This is a genomic window from Acinetobacter sp. ANC 4178, assembly GCF_004331175.1.
In the GTDB taxonomy this organism is placed as follows: Bacteria; Pseudomonadota; Gammaproteobacteria; order Pseudomonadales; family Moraxellaceae; genus Acinetobacter.
The window spans coordinates 130,784-154,165 of the sequence record NZ_SJOD01000004.1 but is presented as its reverse complement, the minus strand read 5'-3'; the positions used below and the strand labels follow the sequence as shown (position 1 = coordinate 154,165).

Annotated in this window: 20 protein-coding genes; 7 read left to right on the top strand and 13 right to left on the bottom strand. The window is 38.0% G+C overall.

Features of this window, described 5'->3' with window-relative positions; translation table 11 throughout:
- Window positions 1-27: 27 nt before the first annotated feature.
- Window positions 28-1,104 carry an acetoacetate decarboxylase gene (locus tag E0H87_RS09970; RefSeq protein WP_131323460.1) on the top strand — a complete coding sequence of 359 codons (1,077 nt, stop codon included), beginning with the start codon at window positions 28-30 and terminating at the stop codon, window positions 1,102-1,104.
- A gap of 705 nt (window positions 1,105-1,809) precedes the next feature.
- On the opposite strand, the gene E0H87_RS09965 is transcribed toward E0H87_RS09970, so the two are convergent.
- A complete protein-coding gene (locus E0H87_RS09965) occupies window positions 1,810-3,048 on the bottom strand; it encodes an NADH:flavin oxidoreductase/NADH oxidase family protein (protein ID WP_131323459.1) in 1,239 nt (412 codons plus the stop codon).
- Between the two features lie 155 nt (window positions 3,049-3,203).
- Entirely contained in the window at window positions 3,204-4,034 is an 831-nt protein-coding gene (locus E0H87_RS09960; RefSeq protein ID WP_131323458.1) for an alpha/beta fold hydrolase, read from the bottom strand.
- 333 nt (window positions 4,035-4,367) lie between these two features.
- Here E0H87_RS09960 and E0H87_RS09955 point away from each other — a divergent pair, with 333 nt between their 5' ends.
- The gene (locus tag E0H87_RS09955) at window positions 4,368-5,630 is read left to right on the top strand and encodes a saccharopine dehydrogenase family protein (RefSeq protein ID WP_131323457.1); all 1,263 of its coding nucleotides are present in this window, start codon (window positions 4,368-4,370) and stop codon (window positions 5,628-5,630) included.
- Here the strand turns inward: E0H87_RS09955 and E0H87_RS09950 are convergent.
- On the bottom strand, window positions 5,611-5,931 hold the full coding sequence (locus tag E0H87_RS09950; RefSeq protein WP_131323456.1) for a hypothetical protein: 321 nt from the start codon (window positions 5,929-5,931) through the stop codon (window positions 5,611-5,613). The two genes, E0H87_RS09955 and E0H87_RS09950, sit on opposite strands and share 20 nt — an antisense overlap.
- A gap of 199 nt (window positions 5,932-6,130) precedes the next feature.
- Window positions 6,131-6,946 (bottom strand): hypothetical protein, encoded by an 816-nt coding sequence (locus tag E0H87_RS09945; protein WP_131323455.1) that lies wholly within the window; start codon window positions 6,944-6,946, stop codon window positions 6,131-6,133.
- Window positions 6,947-7,238: 292 nt separating this feature from the next.
- Between E0H87_RS09945 and E0H87_RS09940 the strand changes: the two genes are divergently transcribed.
- The 3 genes from E0H87_RS09940 (at window position 7,239) to E0H87_RS09925 (ending at window position 11,328) form a co-directional block, all read left to right on the top strand.
- Window positions 7,239-8,708 carry a cytochrome ubiquinol oxidase subunit I gene (locus tag E0H87_RS09940; RefSeq protein WP_131323454.1) on the top strand — a complete coding sequence of 490 codons (1,470 nt, stop codon included), beginning with the start codon at window positions 7,239-7,241 and terminating at the stop codon, window positions 8,706-8,708.
- Window positions 8,701-9,705 carry a cytochrome d ubiquinol oxidase subunit II gene (gene cydB / locus E0H87_RS09935; protein WP_131323453.1) on the top strand — a complete coding sequence of 335 codons (1,005 nt, stop codon included), beginning with the start codon at window positions 8,701-8,703 and terminating at the stop codon, window positions 9,703-9,705. Before E0H87_RS09940 ends, cydB begins: the two co-directional genes overlap by 8 nt.
- A 225-nt stretch (window positions 9,706-9,930) precedes the next feature.
- Window positions 9,931-11,328: a PLP-dependent aminotransferase family protein gene (locus E0H87_RS09925; protein WP_131323452.1), complete on the top strand. Its 1,398-nt coding sequence runs from the start codon at window positions 9,931-9,933 to the stop codon at window positions 11,326-11,328.
- Window positions 11,329-11,441: 113 nt separating this feature from the next.
- Here the strand turns inward: E0H87_RS09925 and E0H87_RS09920 are convergent, their stop codons facing one another.
- From E0H87_RS09920 to E0H87_RS09910, 3 genes are all read right to left on the bottom strand, one after another.
- Window positions 11,442-11,555: a hypothetical protein gene (locus tag E0H87_RS09920; protein ID WP_131323451.1), complete on the bottom strand. Its 114-nt coding sequence runs from the start codon at window positions 11,553-11,555 to the stop codon at window positions 11,442-11,444.
- Window positions 11,556-11,708: 153 nt separating this feature from the next.
- Entirely contained in the window at window positions 11,709-11,945 is a 237-nt protein-coding gene (locus tag E0H87_RS09915; protein ID WP_131323450.1) for a hypothetical protein, read from the bottom strand.
- 1,030 nt (window positions 11,946-12,975) lie between these two features.
- Window positions 12,976-14,265: a dicarboxylate/amino acid:cation symporter gene (locus tag E0H87_RS09910; RefSeq protein ID WP_131323449.1), complete on the bottom strand. Its 1,290-nt coding sequence runs from the start codon at window positions 14,263-14,265 to the stop codon at window positions 12,976-12,978.
- A gap of 303 nt (window positions 14,266-14,568) precedes the next feature.
- On the opposite strand from E0H87_RS09910, the gene E0H87_RS09905 reads away from it, so the two are divergent.
- The gene (locus tag E0H87_RS09905; protein ID WP_131323448.1) at window positions 14,569-15,636 is read left to right on the top strand and encodes an asparaginase; all 1,068 of its coding nucleotides are present in this window, start codon (window positions 14,569-14,571) and stop codon (window positions 15,634-15,636) included.
- Window positions 15,637-15,935: 299 nt separating this feature from the next.
- Here the strand turns inward: E0H87_RS09905 and E0H87_RS09900 are convergent, their stop codons facing one another.
- The 6 genes from E0H87_RS09900 to E0H87_RS16240 all read right to left on the bottom strand — a co-directional run bounded on the left by E0H87_RS09900 (window position 15,936) and on the right by E0H87_RS16240 (window position 22,576).
- Window positions 15,936-16,409, bottom strand: coding sequence for a hypothetical protein (locus E0H87_RS09900; protein ID WP_131323447.1), 474 nt, complete (start codon window positions 16,407-16,409; stop codon window positions 15,936-15,938).
- Between the two features lie 238 nt (window positions 16,410-16,647).
- Complete coding sequence (locus tag E0H87_RS09895; protein WP_131323446.1) at window positions 16,648-18,111, bottom strand: amino acid permease; 1,464 nt, start codon at window positions 18,109-18,111, stop codon at window positions 16,648-16,650.
- Window positions 18,112-18,623: 512 nt separating this feature from the next.
- Window positions 18,624-20,090 (bottom strand): succinylglutamate-semialdehyde dehydrogenase, encoded by a 1,467-nt coding sequence (astD, locus tag E0H87_RS09890; protein WP_131323445.1) that lies wholly within the window; start codon window positions 20,088-20,090, stop codon window positions 18,624-18,626.
- The gene (astA, locus tag E0H87_RS09885; RefSeq protein WP_131323444.1) at window positions 20,087-21,124 is read right to left on the bottom strand and encodes an arginine N-succinyltransferase; all 1,038 of its coding nucleotides are present in this window, start codon (window positions 21,122-21,124) and stop codon (window positions 20,087-20,089) included. Before astA ends, astD begins: the two co-directional genes overlap by 4 nt.
- Window positions 21,125-22,354, bottom strand: coding sequence for an aspartate aminotransferase family protein (locus E0H87_RS09880; RefSeq protein WP_131323443.1), 1,230 nt, complete (start codon window positions 22,352-22,354; stop codon window positions 21,125-21,127). It abuts the gene before it with no gap.
- Between the two features lie 90 nt (window positions 22,355-22,444).
- Window positions 22,445-22,576: a hypothetical protein gene (locus tag E0H87_RS16240; RefSeq protein ID WP_264757385.1), complete on the bottom strand. Its 132-nt coding sequence runs from the start codon at window positions 22,574-22,576 to the stop codon at window positions 22,445-22,447.
- Window positions 22,577-22,809: 233 nt separating this feature from the next.
- Here E0H87_RS16240 and E0H87_RS09875 point away from each other — a divergent pair, with 233 nt between their 5' ends.
- Window positions 22,810-23,232: an Lrp/AsnC family transcriptional regulator gene (locus E0H87_RS09875; RefSeq protein WP_131323442.1), complete on the top strand. Its 423-nt coding sequence runs from the start codon at window positions 22,810-22,812 to the stop codon at window positions 23,230-23,232.
- The last annotated feature ends 150 nt before the right edge of the window (window positions 23,233-23,382 follow it).

Here is a 23,382-nt window from a genome sequence, read left to right as displayed (position 1 = left end):
ATGAATGATGATACAGAGGCTAATCTCATGGCATACGATCCTAAATTTAAACACGCAATATCTACCCTAGTCTTAGGTTGCACACTAACGTCATCTGTCCTTGCACAGACAGAGGTGAGCGCAACATCCAATCTGGAGAATAAAACCGTGACGATTGTTAAAGCTGATCAACCGCAGACACAGTATCCATGGGCTAAAGAATTCACTAATGTTGAATTTGGGCCTTATAAAGTCCAAGTCCCTAAAGATGGTTACTATGACCGTTATAAAATGCATCCAGATTTAAATGAAGTTGCCAAAGATCCGAAAGTCGGCAATGTTGATTTCTTTAGAAAAATTCCAAAACAGCAAGTTGAAACGCGTGTAGGTAAAGTCTGGTCGCCAAATTATTATTATCGTACCAGCAATGTACAATTACTCATGCTGGCACCACTAGATAAGCTAAAAGCAAAGTTACCTGCTCAAATTGAACCGCTGCGTGTATTACCTGGTTATGGCTTAGTCTCTTTGACGTTCTTTGCTTATGATGTATGTGACAATGATCCTTATGATGAAGTCTCTGTTGCAGTGGTCGTACGTCGACCCGATGCAAAAGGCTCACAGTTAAAAGAATTGATCAATTCTATCCGTAACCGTGACTATTATGGTCATGTACTTGCCCTTCCTGTCGATACTGAAATTGCGCGAGTCCGTGGTGTATATGGTTATAGCTTACCAAAATGGTTAACCGCAATCGATTTGAAGATAGATGACCGTATTCAAGCCGACTTATATGATACACATGGGAACATAGATGTAAGTCTGCGTGCACCTACGCCAAAACTAAAAACTGTCAAAAATGAGTCTCATCTAGAGAAGAAAACTATGCTGAATCAAGTGGATGGTGTTTGGTATAGTTCTTATGTACAAGCGAATAATCTTACATTTAATCAAGACTTCTTCCCAAGTGATGTCGAGTTAACACGTGCTGGCGGGCCAGTAAGTCAATTGCTTGATCAGTTAGGAGCACATAAAATCTTACGTTTTGATGTGGTTAAAGATGCTCAATTAGCCTTGCATATGCCAAAACCTATAGATGCGTGGAATACACAAACTTCTGAATAGCTCAAACAACTCCTAAGCTTTTATAGGAAAAGCGTGATAGTTTCGATTATCACGCTTTTTTGTTGTCAAGTTCTACAGCACATAACAATAGATAAAAGTAAGTGGCTAAGAATAATAAATTGTTTGCAATATAATGATGTGATCTAACCGAATTATGATCTATCGTCATCCAGACTAGCTAATCCAGTATTTGTACCTATATCACTGCTATTGTGCTCACTCCAATATCCAATTTATACAGAAATTTCAACGCTATTGGTTGACTACTGAAAATCTTTCATCTGCTTAAACCTGACCTAAGTTGTGCAAATCTATCTTACTAAGAGATAAATAATGAATATTAAAATCTGTTCAAATGGGTTCTCTCTAAGTGTAATCATCGATTTGGATTTATAACTTTACTTGCTTTAAGAATCTGGGAGAAAAAAGTAACATCCATAGCCAATGACTAGGTTGGTGTACAGGATTTATTCTCGATAAGAGTAGAATTTTTGAATATTTTGAGATTTCCTACAAAACCAAATACGGGCATGGTTTTCATAATTAACGTTCAGCTTTCGTCGCACTCTAATCTTGACCAAGCAAAGCTATTGATAGAGTTGGATAGATTATTTTTGAATACTTAGAGGCATAAAAAAAGTGCTGATTAGGCACTCTTTTTAACATCAACCAGTTTTAATAAAGTCTTACATTTCGTATGTCTGTCTATGCCGCTTTAGATCTGCGCTGCATACGATTTCGGTATAATTTGGTCCGCTTTGCCATCGCAAGTTGTTGTAACACCAAAGCAAAAAATGGAGAGACTTTAGGGTTAGTAGGTTTGCCTTGACTTAACTTACGTAATTGGTATTTGACGGTCGACATATTTGCGACAGAAGCGAGTGCTTTGTTGTCCCATTGAATGGGTTTTAGCTCAGGTGCAACAAGTTGACCTGCTTTCCACGCATTCGGTAAATTTGGTTCAATTGCAAGTGCTGTTGCAATACCTACCATGTCCACGCCACTTTGCACAACCTGTTCAGCTACTGGCTGACGGCGAATTCCTCCTGTCACCATAATGGGCATTTTGGCGATTTTACGAATTTCTGTTGCAAACTCTAAGAAATAAGCCTCTCGTGCTAGTGTTTTACCATCACGAGCCTGACCTTGCATTGCAGGTGCTTCATAGCTCCCACCTGATAGTTCAACCAAATCTACAGGCAGTTCATTGAGCATTTCTACCACTTGTTTGGCATCTTCAGCACTAAATCCGCCACGTTGAAAGTCTGCCGAATTTAGTTTTACCGCTACGGTGAAGTTGTCAGATACTAAAGCACGAACAGCTGTCACAATTTCAATTAAAATGCGTGCACGATTTTCGAGTGACCCACCCCATTGATCTTTTCGTTGATTGCTTAGTGGGGATAAAAACTGGCTAAGTAAGTAACCATGTGCAGCATGTATTTCGACACCAGTAAATCCTGCAAGTTCGGCAAGTTTAGCTGTGTGCGCAAAACGATGAATGACTTCTTCAATCATCGTCTGCGTCATTTCAATCGGTGTTGCAAATTTATCTGACATTTTACCCAGATCTAACGCAACCGCAGAAGGTGCCCAAGTCTCTTGTCCCATATTCGATTGCATCTGACGACCTGGATGGTTGATCTGTAACCAGAACTGTGCCCCATTTGCACGCCCAATTTTCGCCCATTGTTTAAATAATTCAAGGTGTTCATCATCTTCAAGCACTACACCACCAGGCCCTGTCATTGCCCGACTATCGACCATGACATTGCCCGAAATAATTAGCCCTACTCCACCTTTAGACCAAGACTGATAAAGATTGAATAAATCTGTTGACGGTGCTTGCTCACAATCCGCCATATTTTCTTCCATAGCGGCTTTGGCAAGACGGTTTGGAATAGTGGTGCCATTGGGTAATGTTAATGTTTCGAAAATATTCATTTTGATCACCTCTTTTGATCTTAGGTCTACTTTAAGATTAAAGTAAACTTTAAGGTCAAGTGATTTTTAATTATACAATCAAAAAAAGACAGAAAAAATTAAGCCACTTATGATAAGCGGCTTAATGAGGTCATTAATGAATACATATTTACTTATTAACTCTGAATAAAAGCCAATAAATCTGGATTAAGGATGTCAGCATTGACTGTGAGCATACCATGTGAAAAACCAGGATAAACTTTTAAAGTCCCATTAGGTAACAGTTCAGCTGATAATTTCCCTGAAATTTCAATCGGTACGACTTGGTCATCATCACCATGCATCACCAAGACAGGCACAGTAATTTTTTTCAAATCTTGAGTAAAGTCGGTTTGTGAAAATGCCACAATGCCATCGTAATGTGCTTTGGCACCACCCATCATACCCTGACGCCACCAATTTTGAATAACAGCTTCTGATACTTTGGCATTGGGTCGATTAAACCCATAGAACGGCCCTTCTGGAATGGCACGATAAAATTCAGCACGGTTATTGAATAGTTGATTTTGAAAATCGTCAAAAAGTTCTTTGGGTAGTCCATTAGGATTATTCTCAGTTTTTACCATCAATGGTGGTACAGCACCAACCAATACAGCTTTGGCTACATGTGTTTGACCATGTCGTGCAATATAGTGAGCGACTTCGCCACCACCCGTTGAATGACCGATATGAACAGCTTTACTAATACCTAGATGTTTAACCACAGCAGCAACATCATCGGCATAATGATCCATGTCATGTCCATCCCAAACTTGGCTAGAACGCCCATGTCCACGGCGGTCATGTGCGACTACACGATAGCCTTTATTTAAGAAATACAATAACTGTGCGTCCCAATCATCTGAACTGAGTGGCCAGCCATGATGGAAAAAAAGGACTTCGGCATCGCGTGGCCCCCAATCTTTATAAAATATTTCTACACCATCGGTTGTTGTAACGTAGCCCATTTTTATAACTCCATGATTAATTTTATTATATGAATCAAATTCAATTTAGGCTTAGAACAAAGCATAAATTACTTGTTCATGAATTCATCCTATCGTTAAAGGGCACATGAACGTCAACCCAGTCATGAAATGATAATGTTGGTTTTTGTAAGGAAACGCTGCAATGTGTTGAAGTGTAAATTTAAGAAAAATAGGTTCTAGTTTTCATCATACTCAGGCAAATTGACTCAATATATATAACAACTTGACATTAAAGCTTACTTTAATCTTATAGTGTCGATATCCATCATGTGTTCTACAGACTAGAAGCATCATAAACAAAAGGAAAAAAGAATGGGCGGTACAGAAAACAGAAAGTTCGATTTGATAGTATTCGGTGCAACAAGCTTTGTTGGACAAATTTTAACGACATATCTTGCCAATTATTTGAGTGAACAAGCGTCATCAAATGAACAAATTCAATGGGCGATTGCAGGTCGGTCGCAAAGTAAATTAGATGCACTTAAACAGACTTTAGGAGATAAATTTCAGGATTTAGCCACTATTGTTGCCGATGTGAATGATGCCAATACTATCAAAGCACTGTGTGAACAGACTCAGGTCGTTGTATCTACAGTGGGCCCCTATGCTCTTTATGGTGAACCGATGATTAAAGCCTGCGTCGAAACAGGCACAGATTATTGCGATCTTACTGGAGAAACCCAGTGGATTAAAAAAATGATCGATCAATATCAAAGTCAGGCAGAACAAACAGGCGCACGCATTGTACATTGTTGTGGCTTTGATTCTGTACCTTCGGATATGGGCGTGTATTTTTTACAGCAACAAGCCCAACAGTTGTGGAATGCACCAGCGACCCAAGTCAAAATGCGCGTTAAAGTACTGAAAGGTGGTGCATCAGGTGGTACGGTTGCCAGTTTAATCAATATTCTTCAAGAAGCTGCGGCAGATCCTGTGCTACGGAAACAGCTCATCAATCCGTATTTACTTGCACCACAAAACCATCAACTGAAAGTTAAACAACATTACGTTAAATCAGCCGAGTTTGATCAAGATTTTAATGCTTGGATTGCCCCATTTGTGATGTCAGCAATTAATGAGCGTGTGGTTCATCGCTCGAATGCACTCGCCAACTACGCGTATGGTGAAAATTTCACCTATAATGAAGCGATGTTAACGGGGCAAGGTTGGCGTGGTCGTGTCAAGGCATATACATTGGTGGCTGGTTTAAGCGCATTCATGCTTGGTGCAGTCAGTAAACCCATAAGCCAAGTAATGGAGCGCTATATGCTTCCAAAACCAGGTGAAGGACCAACACCCGAACAACAGCATTCAGGATTCTTTGATATTCGTTTTATAGGGCAATCAAAAACTGGGCAAGTTATTCAGGTTAAAGTGACAGGTGATCGTGATCCGGGTTATGGCTCAACAGGAAAAATGTTGGGTCAGGCGGCGTTGAGTTTAGTGTTAGACCATCATCAACAGGGTCTCAAAACTGGACGTGTGGGTGGTTTTTGGACACCAGCCACTATGTTTGATCAGCGTTTTATTAAGCGGTTACAACAATATTCAGGTATTAGATTTGAGGTGATTTAAATGGCGGCGGGTTTGCTTCTATACAGGATAGATCAGCCATGCCATCACAAACCGATAACACCATGAGAGTCTGTCTTGCTTCAGTTAAACCTTTTTGAAAAAGCAGTACTCTCATAGCAATTGTCTTATATCCCTTAAGCGTGATGCATAGTCCCCCTAGCCCTATTAGTTTTATAGGTTTCAAGCAGGGCTGGCGGGGCAATACATTAAAACGATTGTATTTTTTCTTGGTGGTGTTGATTGTTCGATTTTGGTGCTCTTGCTTATATTCAGTTATATCGGCGAAGTATTTATTCCGCATGAGGTTCTGCAATATATGACTTTAATTGGATTACGAATAATCCAATTAAGATTCGACAACTTAGACATTGAGATGTCTGCGGATTATCAGCATAAATATTTGATTCAATATATGGTAGTACATTGAGCAAAATCAAATATTTATTTCTTAGAGAGATGCTTTGTTGCTATATACCTGAACGTCGCATTGGCTGCATAAGTTAAGCTATTCTATTTAGGCTCGAGACATCCTTTTGCAAGCAAGTCTGGATGTATTCTGCATAAACCGATAGCTTTTCATAGATATGTTCTGCATAAAACATGTCTTCAATCAGTCGAGCCGCCTGTTCCAAACTATAACTTCCATTTGCACAAAGTAATTGCGCATTTAATTTTGAAAATTTTTCACATATTTCAATATAAGTTTGATCTTTATGTTTAAACAATAATTTACGCATATCGAGTTCAGCACAATGTGTGATCTGGTCGGATGGGTCAGTTTGAATAATATGAATCTGAATTTTTAAAAATTTCTCAAGTTCCTCTATTTTTTGTCTATTCAGTTTTAAGTCAGTAATGAGATAAATATGCGAAACATCTGTTCTTGAGAAGGCTTTAAGTAAAGAATAATAAAAGAAATCGACAGCATTCAATTCTAGGTGACTCAAATCTAAATACAGATTGAGTGCCTCAAGCGCAGCATCCACTTTAAAATTTTGGCTTTTCCCTGCCTGATAATATGGATTTAAAATATCCAAAACAGCATCAGTTGCTGGACTGTGATAGATGACCTTTTGGTTCAGGTTTGCAAGAATAAAGGGAGAAAATAAATACGCCACATTGTACTGATGTGCTTGAATTGCAGATTGAACAATATATTGAACTTTAGATTTTGAGAGCTCGCGTAAAACTTTAGCCCGAAGTAATGTTGCCTCTAAATTAACATAGTGTTGGGAAAGATTTTTTTGCAGCGCTTCGGAAAAATTTTCATTTTCAACAATTTCAGGAATACTGTTTAAACTCTGGGTGATAAACATTTCATTAACGACCAAATTTATTCATATTGATCTATTCTTATCTCATTTCATCCTTATAAATAGCTACAAGAATATATAAATAAAAATATAACAGAAATTTAAAAGATACTCGGTTCTGTTATATTTTTATTATTGGCATTTTGTACCTACAGCTTGAGTTTATTGTCCTGCAAAATCTGAGGAATTATTCAAAGTAGGTAGTTTTTATGAAACGATCTATAGTTTGTCATTACACGGCACTACGCTGTGTTTCTCTCCACCATCTTCGCTATCATGTGCAGTGGAGGTTCTTATGAGCCTTGGGTTTACTGCACTAGAACTGGCTAGAATTCAATTTGCTTTCACAGTTTCTTTTCACATTATATTCCCCGCCACCTCGATTGGTTTAGCCTGCTTTCTAGCCCTGCTTGAATGGAAATGGTTACGTACTCAAAATCCGATTTATAAAGATCTCTTCAAGTATTGGATCAAGATTTTTGCTGTGGCTTTTGCCATGGGTGTTGTTTCAGGCATCGTCATGGCGTATCAATTTGGTACCAACTGGAGTGAGTTTTCACGAATCGCTGGTTCGGTCACTGGTCCTTTACTCACCTATGAAGTTCTCAGTGCATTTTTTCTTGAAGCCGGTTTTTTAGGCATCATGTTGTTCGGCTGGGGACGTGTGCGTCCTAAAGCGCATTTCTTCGCCACTTTAATGGTCGCCATTGGAACTTGTATTTCCATGTTTTGGATTTTGTCATCCAATAGTTGGATGCAGACACCACAAGGCTTTGCCATAGAAAATGGCATTATTGTGCCCATGGACTGGTGGGCAATTGTGTTTAACCCCTCTTTTCCGTATCGATTTGCACATATGGCAACCGCGGCGTTCCTTGTGTCCTCATTATTGGTGGTGGGCACTGCTGCATGGCATTTACTCAAAGGGCGCCGTGATGAATTGGTGAAAAAATCCTTTTCGATGGGACTATGGATGGTTCTGGTAACTTCCTGCCTACAAGTGGTTATTGGAGATCAACACGGTCTCAATACTTTAGAACACCAACCGACTAAATTGGCTGCCATAGAAGGTCATTGGGAAACCAACCATGATCATGGTATGCCTTTACTGTTATTTGCTGTACCTGATATGGAAAATGAACGAAATACGATGGAAATCGGTGTACCGAATTTAGGTAGTCTAATTCTCACCCATTCTGTAGATGGCAAAGTGACAGGTTTAAAAGATTTCGCCCCTGAAGATCGACCGAATGTTCCAATTGTGTTCTGGAGTTTTCGAGTCATGGTTGGATTAGGCATGCTCATGGTTCTAATGTCGCTCACCGCATTATGGCTACGTAAAACTGGTCGCTTATATGAAAGCAGTTGGTTCCATCGTTTTGCCACGATTATGGGACCAACGGGTTATATCGCCTTACTTGCGGGTTGGGTCACAACTGAAGTTGGGCGTCAGCCTTGGGTGGTCTACGGTGTTTTGCGCACCAAAGATGGTTTGTCTATGACGGTCACGGCTAATCAAGTGGGTATCAGTCTGATCATTTTTGTATTGGTCTATACCGTTGTATTTGGTGCAGGAATTTACTACATGTTGCGTTTGATCAAAGCTGGGCCAACAGCGATAGATAGTCTTGAAAATTTAACTGCGGGTGTGGGGCATTTTAAAACACCAATGCGACCTTTAAGTGCGGTTGATGAAGCTATTGATACAACGCAAGCTTCATTAAACGAGAATAACCTTGATCACAAGGAGAATCGCCATGATTGATTTTGCTTTAGTTTGGGTCGGTATTATTGGGTTGGGTGTATTGATTTATGTGGTCATGGATGGCTTTGACCTTGGCATAGGTATTCTTTTCCCCTTCATTCAAGGGCAACCAGAACGCGATGTCATGATGAATACGGTTGCCCCAGTGTGGGATGGCAATGAAACTTGGATGGTTTTAGGTGGAGCAGGATTATTTGCAGCCTTCCCTTTGGTTTATTCAACTGTATTATCTGCGCTGTATATGCCGATTATTCTGATGGTCGTGGCTTTGATTTTTAGAGGCGTAGCTTTTGAGTTTCGTTTCAAAGCACATCGCACCAAACACTTGTGGGATTTGGCTTTTATAGGAGGTTCTTTTTTCTCAAGTTTTTTTCAAGGCATTATTTTGGGTGCTTATATTCAAGGAATTGAAACACAGAATGGCATTTATAGTGGCGGTACACTCGATTGGTTAACGCCGTTCTCTCTGTTTGTCGGGTTTGGCGTTGTCATTATGTATGCGGCCTTAGGTTGTGCATGGTTAATTATGAAAACTGAGGCAGATCTGCAACATAAAATGTATAGTTTGATGCCCAAGTTGATTATGGTTTTATTAATTGTCTTTGGTGCTGTAAGTATCTATACGCCGCTGAATCATCCTGAAATTGCACAACGCTGGTTTACATTACCCAATCTTGTCTATTTTAGTCCTGTTCCAGTGTTTGTTCTGATTTTATCGGGATTAATTTTTAAAGCATGTACTCAACAAAAAGACGTTCAACCGTTTGTTTTTACACTAGGTTTAGTCTTCCTCGCATTTACAGGCTTTGTCATTAGTTTATGGCCAAACATTATTCCTCCCTCTGTTTCCATCTGGCAGGCGGCTGCACCAGAATCGAGTATGAAGTTTGCATTGGTGGGCGCGGTCATTCTAATTCCAATTATTTTGATCTACACCTTTTTATCTTATTGGGTGTTTCGCGACAAAGTTCGAATTGGTGATGAAGGCTATCATTAATGGAGATAACGACGATGCAAAATCCGATGCAAAAATGGCAAAATCGATTGAGCCCAACTGCTTGGTTCATTTTGTTATGGTGTTTAGGTTTCTTATCCCTTAGCTTAATTGCTGGATTCTTTAGACTTTTGTTAAGCTTTGCATATTAATAATAAACCTCCTACTTTAAACTGTGGATAGCTGTGTGAATGCAGTTATCCATTTCTTATATGAGCATGACGCCTTATGTATAAATCAGAACAACTTGCACTAAGTCTAAAACATCTGATTGAAACAGGGACTTGGAAAGCGCATGAAAAGCTTCCCTCTTTACGCCAACAAGCGGAAGCATCAGGATTTAGTCTGATTACTGTTATGAACGCATATCAAGAACTTGAAGCACAAGGGCTTATCTACTCAAAAGAAAAATTAGGCTATTTTGTTGCTGAAAATCCATTGCAAGTCGCATTAGCAAAAAAAGTTGTTGTGAATGAAAAAATAGAAATTAACTCTTTGGTTTTTAGATATTTAAAATCGATTCAATCTGAAAAAATTGTACCTTTAGGGAGTGCATTCCCGAATAGTCAATTACTCTATTCCCCTAAGCTGATGCAAACATTGGCACAACAGGCGAAGCACCGTATTAGTTATGAGCAAACGCCGAGCCTACCACCTGGTAACTATGAATTAAGAAAACAGATTGCTCAACGCTATTGCATGCAAGGTATTCCTACAGATCCTTCAGACATTGTCATTACTTCTGGCGGCTTAGATGCTTTAAATCTTTCCCTCAAAGCCATGACTCAAGCAGGCGATTATATTCTTTTGCAAGAAACAATTTTTTATGGTGCATGGCAAGCTGCAGAAAATTTGGGTTTAAAAGTTATTACCATTCCAGAGCACCCAGAACATGGCTTAGATTTGGAAGCCTTTAAAAAAGCAATTACAACCTACCCGATTAAAGTCTGTTTACTTATGCTCAATAGCCATAATCCAATTGGGTTTACGGTCAATGAAGACATAAAATTTGAGCTGGCAAAACTCTTACATGAACATGAAATTTATTTAATTGAAGATGATGTGTATGAGGAACTTTATTACGATCAGAAAAAACCACTTTCAATGAAATATTATGATCAACAAAATTTAGTGCTGCATTGCTCTTCTTTTTCTAAAACTTTGGGTGCAGGTTTTCGTGTAGGTTGGGTCTATGCGGGAAAATTTTCCGAACATATACAGCATGTGCAACTCATGAGCACCATTTCAGTGAACTCTTTTATTCAAAATGCGCTGGCAGATTATTTGACCCATCGCCATTATGAAAAACATTTAAAAAGTTTGCGAAATACGCTTAAAAGATTAAAAAATCAATATTATCAATATCTAATAAAAGCTTTGCCCGAAGATTGTCAGGTCAGTTATTATCCATCGGGCTATTTCCTCTGGATTACCCTACCAGAACAAATCGATAGCAGTCGTATCTATGAAAAAATGATTCTGAATGATATTGGTGTTGCACCCAGTATCCTTTTCTATCGAAAAAATAAAAAGCAAAACCATATCCGCATCAACTGTTCTTTCGAGATAAATGATGAAATGATCAAAAAATTAGATCTTTTGATTGCTCAGATTTCAGAACGATAGCAAATTTTTTATCAAATACATCAATATTTACTTCACTCGCTTCGAGCAAAATAAATATTTAAAGTGTTGATCTATTTAGATCGTGCGCCCTACCTAGCAAGCAAAAGGCAGTTTTAGTTTAAAAAATATTCCCAGATAACAAAGCCGATGAAAAAACCGAGAAATGAATATAAGGTAATGATAAAGAATACAAACCATGCTTTATTTTTTTTAAGTAAAAAATTCATTGTGAATACCCTGCTGTCTTAACGCTGTTGTTATTTTACTATCCATAAAATTTAACAGTAGGTACAATTCACGCCGAAAACTATATAACAGATAAGGCATGTATATCATTCAAAACATTAGTTTTTAGTTTGTTGTTCAATCGAGAAAAGCGTCTACAGAATGCTTGATATTTCTTGAACAGAAATATCAGTGATTTGATCAGAATCTTGATAATGGGATTTCAAAAGGAGCACTAAATCTTTCGCTCTTTTTTCCGTGTAGTGGCAGTCACCATCACTTAAGCTAGCCAACCACTCGGGAAGCGAACCCAATATGGTTTGCTTTGCATGGCGAGTGCCGTAATACACTTCTATACCTGCTTGCTTAGCAATAATGATAAAATTCGACATAAGGAATATCCTAAGTCACGGAATACATTTTGAGGGATTATTTTGTATAACATCCTGAGTTTTTTGTCTTCATCACGTGGAATTATTCATGGTTAATTTTATTGACGTGGTTCTCTCTTTTTAAATAATTGTGTGATAGGACCGACTATATTAATTTAGCAATTTTACGCACATAAAAGAAGCCTATGTTGAATGTTAATCCTGCTTAAGCGTGTTACGAGCACGGCGTGCTTTTGAATAGATGATGATGATTAAGTTTTAATACTGCAAAAAAAGCTTTGTAGTCATAGGAATAAGAGTACAGTTGTAATTACGCTAATTTTGGTAATTTCAAATTAAACAGAAAAAATTCTTATGTAACATAAGATTTACTTTATAAATTGCGAATAGATTGATACAAATTTAAGAAAGTAACCCTCAATTACGCAGAAGAATTGACCACTATCGGACATAAGGGCCCGTGTTATACATGTTGTATAGCAATTTGGCAGACAGTCTTTTTTTTATTTTAATTAAATTAATAGCTTATGGGTATGATGGAGATAAAAAGTGAAAATTAAATTAACTGACAATAATCAACCTGCGATAATGTGTCCCAACCAAACATGTAATCAAAAATTTCGTGTGTCTCTACAAGATTTTTTATATAAGAAATCTATTCAATGCCCTTACTGTTTATTAGAGTTGACTTTAGACAGAGATCAATCTTGCGAAAGCATTAAGGCTACACAGCAAATAAACACTGATAAGACTTAAAACTGAATTCTTAAAACAAAAGCGGTCTAAGTCTTTAAGCCTATGTTAAAATTAGAGTAAATCTATGCCAAATAGGTCAAGCTATGGAAACAATTATTATTACATTCATCATGGCTATCATTCTGGTACTGCTTATCTTTTTCTATAATAAGAAAAAGTGAAACTTGAGTATGAACCCTTTGTTCTTATGCTAAAGCATTGTTTTTATCAAAATAAAAATGAAAAAACACCGCCTGAGCGATGTATTTTCCATTATACGGTTATCTTTAATCAGTTAGGATAACTTCTGCTCATTTGGAATGAGTGGTTGTACCAAAATGGTTTCGCTTTCTTCAACCTTATTGCCTTCAGTTTTAGCAATTACGGCAGTTGCAACACTGTTACCAATAATGTTGGTTGCAGTACGTCCCATATCTAAGAAGTGGTCAACTGCAAGAATAAGCAAAATACCCGCTTCTGGTAGTTTAAACATTGCCAATGTCGCAGCAATAACCACCAATGATGCACGAGATACACCAGCAATACCTTTACTGGTAATCATCAAGGTTAAAAGCATTAAGATTTGCTGAGATAGGCTGAGTTCAATGTTATAGGCTTGCGCAATGAATAACACTGCAAAAGACATGTAAATCATTGAGCCATCTAAATTAAATGAATAACCTAATGGTAGTACAAAACTGGTAATACGCTTAGGTACACCAAATTTTTCTAAAGCAACCATAAGCTTTGGATAAGCTGATTCGCTACTTGCAGTGGCAAAACCTAAAACGGCTGGTTCACGTACTGTTTTAAGTAAACGGAAAACATCCTTTTTAAGAAAGATATAGCCTACACCAATAATAATTGCCCAAAGAATGAATAAACTTGCATAAAACTCGCCAATAAAAACACTATAGTCGAGAATAATTTTTGGACCTTTTAAGGTAATTGCTGATGCAATTGCTGCAAATACAGCGATTGGTGAAAACGTCATGACATAATCCGTAATACGGAACATAACACGGCACAATTCATCAATAATTTTTGCAATCACTGTGCCTTCATCTTGCTGATGATGGACGTATGCTAATGCAGAACCAAAGAAAATAGAGAATACCAGAATCTGTAGAATCTCATTATTTGCCATGGCTTCAGCGAAGCTTTTTGGGAAAATATGGGTAATGAAACCTTGTAAGCTTAGATTTGTTGCTGTTACACCTACATCAACTGGCGCAGTCGGTATTGGGAGATTCATACCTGCACCAGGTTGGAATAAATTGGCTAAACCCATACCTAAAAGTAGGGAAATAAGAGAAGCGCCAATAAACCAACTCATTGCTTTAAGTGTAATTGAACCTAAAGATGATGACTTACCCATTGAAATGAGACCAGAGACGATCGTCGCAAATACCAATGGTGCAATAATCATTTTAATTAATCTTAAGAATACATCTGTAAGAATCTTAAAATATGAAGCGATGTTTTCAGCCTGAGTAATACTCAAATTACTATGAAAAAGCCAACCAATTAATATTCCAGAGACCATGGCAACTAGAATAAACTTTAATAGTTTCTTCTGATTCATATAAAATTTCCTTTTAATACCCTAAAATCGATAAAAACATCCTATTGTTTTATAAGATGTTATGATTTCCTTCCTACTATGCCAAATATCCATTTGGCATAGGGGTGCTTGGCAGAATCTAAACAATATCAATTCAAATTAACAATGCAAAAAAGTATTTTACTATGCAAAAAATGCATAGAGATTGTTAAGTATTTATACAAAATGCCAATGACTGTTTGAATTAAACGAACTTAAATATGGAGAATGTTTGATGAATTAAACATTACATTTAGTGGACTTGAAAGAACTAGGATTTGGTTAATGATAAGTAAAACTCTCCAATCATGCGGCTTGGCACTCACCCTTCTTGCGTCATCTATGTCGCTTTATGCAAAAAACAATGTTGTTGTTGTTGCGACTGGTGGCACTATTGCTGGCGCAGGTGCAAGTTCAACGAACAGTGCGACTTATAGCGCGGCAAAAGTTCCTGTTGATGCTTTAATTAAAGCCGTTCCGCAAGTAAATGATTTGGCAAATGTCACGGGCATTCAGGCACTTCAAGTCGCATCTGAAAGTATTACAGACAAGGAATTGTTGGCTTTAGCCCGTCAAGTGAATGATCTAGTCAAGAAACCATCAGTGAATGGCGTAGTGATTACTCATGGTACGGATACTATGGAAGAAACTGCTTTCTTCCTTAACTTAGTTATTCATACTGACAAGCCAATCGTATTAGTCGGTTCTATGCGTCCATCTACTGCTCTATCGGCAGATGGTCCTTTAAATCTGTATAGTGCAGTCGCGCTTGCTTCATCTAATGAAGCAAAAAACAAAGGCGTAATGGTGCTAATGAATGATTCGATTTTTGCTGCGCGTGATGTCACAAAAGGAATCAACATTCATACCAATGCTTTTGTAAGCCAATGGGGAGCTTTAGGAACTTTGGTTGAAGGTAAGCCTTACTGGTTCAGAAGTTCTGTAAAAAAACATACCAATAATTCTGAATTTAATATCGAAAAAATTCAGGGTGATGCATTACCAAGCGTACAGATTGTATATGGTTCGGACAATATGTTGCCTGATGCATACCAAGCTTTTGCTAAAGCTGGCGTGAAAGCGATTATTCATGCAGGTACAGGTAATGGTTCAATGGCGAATTATCTAGTTCCTGAAGTAAGAAAATTACATGATGAACAAGGTATTCAAATTGTACGTTCGTCACGTGTTGCTCAAGGCTTTGTGCTTCGTAATGCCGAACAACCTGATGATAAATATGGTTGGATTGCAGCACACGATTTGAATCCACAAAAAGCACGTCTTTTAATGGCTTTAGCGTTAACTAAAACCAACGATGCAAAAGAAATTCAAAACATGTTCTGGAACTACTAAGCGTTAAATTAACCTTATTGATCTAAAACATCAAAGGCAGATTCAGCAAGAAATAGATGAATCTGCCTTTTGTTTTTTAATTATCATACTTTCAATCAATTTACTCTTTTCTAAAAAATCTTTTTTGTGATGCTTTTTTGTTATTTTCTTGATCCTTTTTAGTGGCTAAAAAATACATTTAAAAAAAGTTTGGAACATTTTGCCAATCATAATTCTGCATAAAGTAATTTAAATATGAACCATACATCCTGTATTTAGGTTAAAAATCCAACTCTCACGTTACTGTAGTTTTATGGAAATCACTGACAATCAGAAGAATTGACCCTATTAACGGCATTAATACGTCCATTGTATGAGACTGTGGCTATACAACTATAGTTACTGGCATTCCACCAATAATTGGTCTTAGAACTATAATCTGCCGAACGACTGCTTAACAGATAGTTGTATCTGCGAAAGACAGAGTTTGCCGCATTGGCTTTTGTTTCTTCTAAGTTTTTTATTTCGGGGGGCATTTGCATGCTTTCATTTTTTTTATTACTGGCGCGTTCATACTGAGCTAAAGCAGAAAAGGATGCGATGGATAAGGCTGCATTCGAAAATGTGGCGGTGTCTGTTGCATACTGATCTATTGATGGGTTCGATTCATTTTCTCCAGAGCTAGCAGTAATACTTGCCAAATCAGAATGTTCAGATAGGGTTTCTGCTTGAGCTATAGAAAAAAATGGACCAATGAAACATAAAGCATAAATTATTTTTTGGGTATTATTCATTTTATGACTCCCATCCGTGTGAGGATTATTGTTATAAGAGATACTCTAAGCTTTTTTTTAAAAAAAAAGAAGAGCTGAAATAATTTTAAATAAAACAAACCTTATTGAATTTTATCCTTTTTTAGATGACTCTATTCATATCAGCATCTTATCTAAATTTTTGCGTTCATTCATTTAAAAAAAATAGCCAGAGCATCTTGCTCTAGCTATTTATTCAAATTGATTTCACAGCGGTGTTTTAAACGTAGTCCACTTTACTTTGATCTAATAGGTTAAGTTTTAATATCTTTTTCTTTTTATAGCGGTAACCAATAAAGAGACCCACAAACCAGATTGGAGAAAGTACAAGAGCAATTAAAGTATCATGATCGAATGCTAAAATGACAATCGTGAAAACCAAGAACAACATGGTAAACCATGCCATAAAGAGTCCACCTGGCATTTTGAAATTCGATTGAAGGTGTAATTCAGGGTCTTTTTTACGGTATGCAATATAAGAAAGTACAATCAACATAAATGTAAAAATACATAAAATTGAAGTTAATGCAGAAATAATCGTAAATGCAGTCATGACATTCGGAACGATAAATAGAATTGAAGTTCCGAGTGTTACGCACAGCATAGAGAAAACTAAGCCACGAATTGGAACCTTGCTTTTTGATAACTTACTGAAGCTTTTCGGCGCATCATTTTCTAAAGATAAACCGTATAACATACGACTGGTCGCAAAAATACCGCTGTTTGCAGAAGAAAGTGCTGATGTTGCAACAACAAAGTTAATTAAGCCTGCCGCAATAGGTAAGCCAACATGGGTAAACATTTCTACATATGGGCTTTTTTCTGGTGAAACTTGTGACCAAGATGTCACTGCAATAATACAAACCAATGAACCCACATAAAACAACAAAATTCGTAAGGGAATAGAGTTAATGGCTTTAGGTAAAGATTTGTGCGGGTCTTTGGTTTCAGCAGCAGTGGTTCCGACCAATTCAATACCGACAAAGGCAAAAATAGCAATTTGGAAACCTGCCAAGAAACCAGTTAAACCATATGGGAACATTGAGCCACTTTCAAGTAAATGCGAGAAAGATGCTGTGACACCATTAGGAGAAACATAGTGAGTACTAATTAAATACAGCCCAGCGACAATAAATAAGATAATCGCAACAATTTTAATCAGGGAGAACCAAAATTCTAATTCACCAAACATCCTCACTGCAACAAAATTTAATATCGTTAAAATAGCGAGTGAAGCAAAGGCAGGTATCCATACGGGCATATCTGGATACCAAAATTGCATATACCCCCCTATTACAATAACATCAGCAATCGCGGTAATAATCCAGTTACACCAATACGACCAACCTAGAAAAAAACCTGCCCATGGACCTAAATATGCAGTTGCAAAATCGGCAAAGGTTTTAAAATTTGTATTGGCCAGCAATAGTTCTCCCATTGCACGCATAACAAAGAAAAAGAAAAAGCCAATAATTAAATAAGTTAGAATAATCGAGGTTCCTGAAATACTCAGTGTTTTACCAGAACCCATAAATAATCCTGTACCGATGGCGCCACCAATGGCAATCATCTGGATATGACGATTTGTCAATGAGCGTTGCAATTTTTCTTCATCTTGTTCAGTCATGTGCTGACTTCCAAGAAGATCTCCTTCTAGAAATTGCTTTCCCTTGTTCTTACTCATGTAATGTTTACTCCAATTTATAACAACCGTTACAAATCCTTTAATAACGACCTAACTCGAATAATAGATAACCTTATTTATTTAAATTCAACATGAAATTAATTTAAATAATTGAGAATAAAATCCATTTATTCTAATTTCTTAAGCCTTACTGGATCGCTTATAATTAAATGGATTACTTAAATATGTTTTATTTAGAACCCAATAATCGCTCCACAAATTTAAAATAAATATTTAACCCATAATGAGGCTAGTTTAGTTCGGTATTTAACCTAATAAAATTTCTGGTGGATCATACAGCACACTTTAGACTTTTTTGTTTAGTTACTCTTTATTTTTGCTTAATTTAAAACCACTTGTTTAGTTTAAAATGTACGTTTAGTTGAAAAATATGCGAGTAAATAGTTGCAATTATCCATTAGTCTAGTGCACTTTAATTTAAGAATTGATGGTTTAAAATAAAAACCATCAATTCAATTATGGATTTTCTGAGTATTTAAAAACACTGATATTTATAAGCAAATACCAGGTGAAAGTTTCTCGGGTAAAATAACTTTGTCACTTTCTAATGAAGCCATAGGCCACGCGCAATAATCAGCCGCATAAAATGCACTGGCACGATGATTTCCTGAAGCCCCTACACCTCCAAATGGTGCAGCACTGGATGCGCCTGTTAATGGTTTATTCCAGTTTACGATTCCTGCTCGTGCTTCAATAATTAAGTGATCGAACAAGTCCCGATTTGGTGAAACTAAACCTACAGACAACCCAAAGCGGGTTTTGTTTGCAAGACTTAAGGCTTCATCAAAGTCTTTATAGCGACAGATGGTGGTTAAAGGCCCGAAGTATTCTTCGTCTGGGACTTCAACCTTTGTCACCTCAAGAATCCCCGCTGTAAGTAATGAACTTTCAGCATTAGGACGAGTCATCTCTAGCAGTGCAGTCGCGCCTAGAGCTAATAATTGTTGCTGTGCTTTCAGCATCAGATCAGCAGCTTGAGATGAAATCACCCCTCCCATAAATGGCTGTGGTTGTTGATTCCAGTGACCTACTACTAATTTCTGTGTAGCCTCAACAAAGCGCTGAACAAAGGCATCGCCATTGGCACCTTCTTTCACCAAAATACGACGTGCACAAGTACAGCGTTGTCCCGCTGAAACAAAAGCAGACTGAATTGCCAAATGAACCACAGCATCTACATCAACAGCTTCATCAATAATGAGCGCGTTATTGCCACCCATTTCTAAAGCGAGAATTTTCTCTGGACTGCCAGCCATTTGCTTGTGTAAGTGATAACCTGTATTGGCACTGCCCGTAAAAAGTAAACCATCTATCTGTGTTGAAGCTGCTAAAGCTTCACCTGTTTGGCGTCCACCTTGTATCAGATTTAAAACACCATCAGGCAAACCAGCTTGTTGCCAGAGTTTTACCGTTTCTTCAGCAGTCCACGGCGTGAGTTCGCTGGGTTTGAATACAATGGTATTTCCTGCAATTAAAGCGGGAACAATATGTCCATTGGGCAAATGACCTGGAAAATTGTAAGGTCCAAATACAGCCAATACTCCATGCGGACGATGACGCAATGATGCAACACCATCTGCCATGACAGTTTCACTAGAGCCCGTTCTCTCATGGTAAGCACGTACAGAAATGACCATTTTAGCAATCATGGACTGAACTTCGGTCAGTGTTTCCCAAAGGGGTTTACTAGTTTCCTGACTAATGACTTCCGCTAGGCGATTTTGATTCTGCTCCAATAATGCTGCAAAACGTTCAATGATCTCGATACGTTGTTCTAATGAGTATTTCGCCCATGTAGAAAAGGCTTTACGTGCAGCAAGGGTAGCTTTTTCAACATCTTCTTGATTGGCTGCTTGAGCAGCCCAAAGAGCTTGATTGCTGACTGGATTTGTTTTAATCCATTCTGCACCATGCCCATTCAGCCACTGCCCTTGTATAAATTGTTTGCCCTGAATCATGCTTTGTGTTCCTTCGGATTTAAGGACAGCACACGAACCACATCACCCTGAGCTACTTGAAGTTGCTCAGCCTGCGCTTGAGTTAACTGTATAGTTTTTTGTTCAGGATCATGCTGAACTAAAATGCCACGGTAGTCTTGGTAATGGTCATTTGAAATTAAGTAAGGTTCTGCTTCATTCAACGTTGTTGTTTCAATAATTTCAACTTGAAGAACTGTACTTTCTTTAATTGAACGTAAGTTCTCTACATCCGCTTCTAAAGTCGCACCACCATCGAAAATATCGACATAACCTTGGAAACGTAGACCTTCACCCAACAGTAACTTATATGCCGGCAAAGTATTTGGATGCACTTTACCAATCACTTCTTGAGCCGCCGCAGGCAACATATCGACATATAAAGGATAGCGTGGCATCAGTTCTGCAATAAAAGATTTCTGCCCTGTACCACTGAGATAATCTGCCTTTCTAAATTCCATATCGAAGAACTTATGTCCGACTGCATCCCAGAACGGAGAGTTCCCGACTTCGTCTGAATATCCGCGCATTTCTGCAACGATGCGTTTTTCAAAAATATTTCTGAATGCTGCAATAAACAAGAAACGGATTTTTGAAAGAAATTTTCCGTTCATTTCTTTACGATAATCAGGATCGAGGAACAACGTACATAATTCACTGCACGTAGTGTGGTCATTGCTTAAAAACAAGGTTTGATGTGACTTATACACATTCAGTGTTTTTGAAGAATGTACTTGAGTGCCAACATGGAAGTTGTACCAAGGTTCACTTAAGCCCAGCGCAACTTCAATCCCACAGAGTCCAACCACCTTGTTAATGCTGGTATCTTCTAAAACAAAGAAATAACCTTGATCTGCTTTGCTCAGTTTGCCGCGCACAGTGTCGCAAGCACGTTTCAGTTTTGCCGCCAAAATTTCCAAGTTAGGCTGTAATGAAGTAAGCCCATAGCCTGCTTTTTCAGCAAGTTGATAGATGTCATTGATATCATCTTCTCGGATATAACGAATAATCATCATTTATGCACACTCCTTCAATTCGTGGGAAAATTTTTCTAAAGCTTGCTCAAAACGGCTAAGCCCTTCGTCGATATCTTCAAATGGGATAATGAGTGAAGGTGTAAAACGAACAACATTTGGACCTGCAACCAGCGCCAGTAAGCCTTGCTCAGCTGCCAAATTGACGATATTTTTCGCTTGACCCGCATGTTCTGCTTTTAGGGCACATCCGATGAGTAAACCCTGACCACGAATTTGCTCAAAAACATTGAATTTCGCATTAATCTTATTTAGACCAGTGACAAAATAATCAAATCGTTGCTGAACGCCCTCTAAAACTTCTGGCGTGTTGATAAATTCGAATACCGCATTTGCCACTGCACAAGCCAATGGGTTGCCACCATAAGTTGTGCCATGATCGCCTACTGCATACATATTTGCGTATTCATTTGTGGTAATCATCGCACCGATTGGGAAGCCACCACCCAAAGCTTTGGCAGTGGTTAGAATGTCAGGAGTAACACCTGTATTCATATAAGCATAGAGTGAGCCAGTACGCCCAACACCTGTTTGAACTTCATCAAAAATCAGGACAGCACCATGTTCATCACAGAGTTGGCGCAAGCCTTGTAAAAACTCAAGATCAGCAGGAAGTACGCCGCCTTCGCCTTGAATAGGTTCAACAATAACGGCACAAGTATTTTCATTGATAACGGCTTTTGCCTGCTCTAAATCATTAAATGCAGTATGTTGAATACCTTCTGGTAGTGGTGCGAAATCTTGAGAATATTTCGGTTGACCACCTGCGGTTACAGTAAATAATGTGCGACCGTGAAATGCATTCTTAAATGCAACGATTTGATTTTTATTTGCATGACCACTGAGCAAACCGACTTTACGAGCAAGTTTTAAAGCGGCTTCATTTGCTTCTGCACCCGAATTACAGAAAAATACTTTGTCTGCAAAGGTATTTTCGACGAGCTGTTTTGCTAAACGAAGAACAGGCTCATTGGTATAACCATTGCCAATATGCCAAAGTTGAGTCGCTTGTTCCGTCAAGGCCTGAACTGCCACTGGATGTGCATGACCTAAAGCATTTACTGCAATACCACCTGCAAAATCAATATATTGCTTGTCATCTTGATCCCAAACCTGAGAACCCTGACCACGCACTAAGATGAAATTTGCTGGAGCAAAAACTGGAACCATCCAATCATTAAAGTTTTTACGCGTCACCGCCAAGTTATTCATTCTGCTACCTCTCCAATATCTTCTAAATTCATTTTTTGGTTATTCACCAAAATCGCTCAAGCTGCTTCCTCATGTTCCTGTGCGATGGACTTAAATTTTGTGTAGCTTTTCGTTATAGAAAACAAAAACTGACAAAGATGGTTTTAGACCATGTGAAATCAAGGATTGAGGAAAAGTGCCTGCAATCGCCTTACGAGTATGATTTTCTAAGTTTGTAGTCATCTATTTTTCCTTAACGACTGAAGCTTCCATCTGCGCTTAAAAACCCTTGGAGATACATGTTGATCAACACGATGTTGATTCGATCTCGAGCTGAATTTAAGTTTGAAATGAAACTGAATCTTCAGCAGGCTTAGCGCATTTGTATATTATTCAAAATCAAAATGACTTAAAAAATTTGTACTTTTTTCTAAAATGAATTATTTTTTTCCAAATTGACAATTGCAGGATGCAAAATGAGCGAAGTAGATCAAATAATTCTCGGTTTGCTAAAAGAAAATGCCCGAATGTCTGTCACAGATTTAGCGGAAAAAACGGGGGTATCTCGTCCGACTATTAGGAGTCGAATCGACTACATGGAAACTTCTGGCATGATTACGGGATATACCGTGCGCTACCGCCCAGATGTAGAAAAAAATATTATTCGTGCCTGGATGAGCATTATGGTGGAAGGCACTAAAGCCCGATCGGTTATTAGCGAATTACGTTTGGATTCGGCTGTTGAACGCTTACATAAAACCAATGGAAAATGGGACATTTTGGTTGAAATTCGAGCAGATTCGCTAGAAAACTTTGATAAAGTACTGGAAAGGATTCGGTGTATTGCTGGTATTTATAATAGTGAAACCAGTATTTTACTCTCAACTTTTAAAACCTAATCTTAATAAAAATTCAACTTAGGTATTATCTTATCGTGGTGAAAATGCTTAAGAACCTTTGATATAGATGAATTTTAGGTCTTCACTCATTTTGGAGCACTAAAATTCCTCCACTTTCAGGGTTTTTAAAGTATTTTAATCAATAAAAGG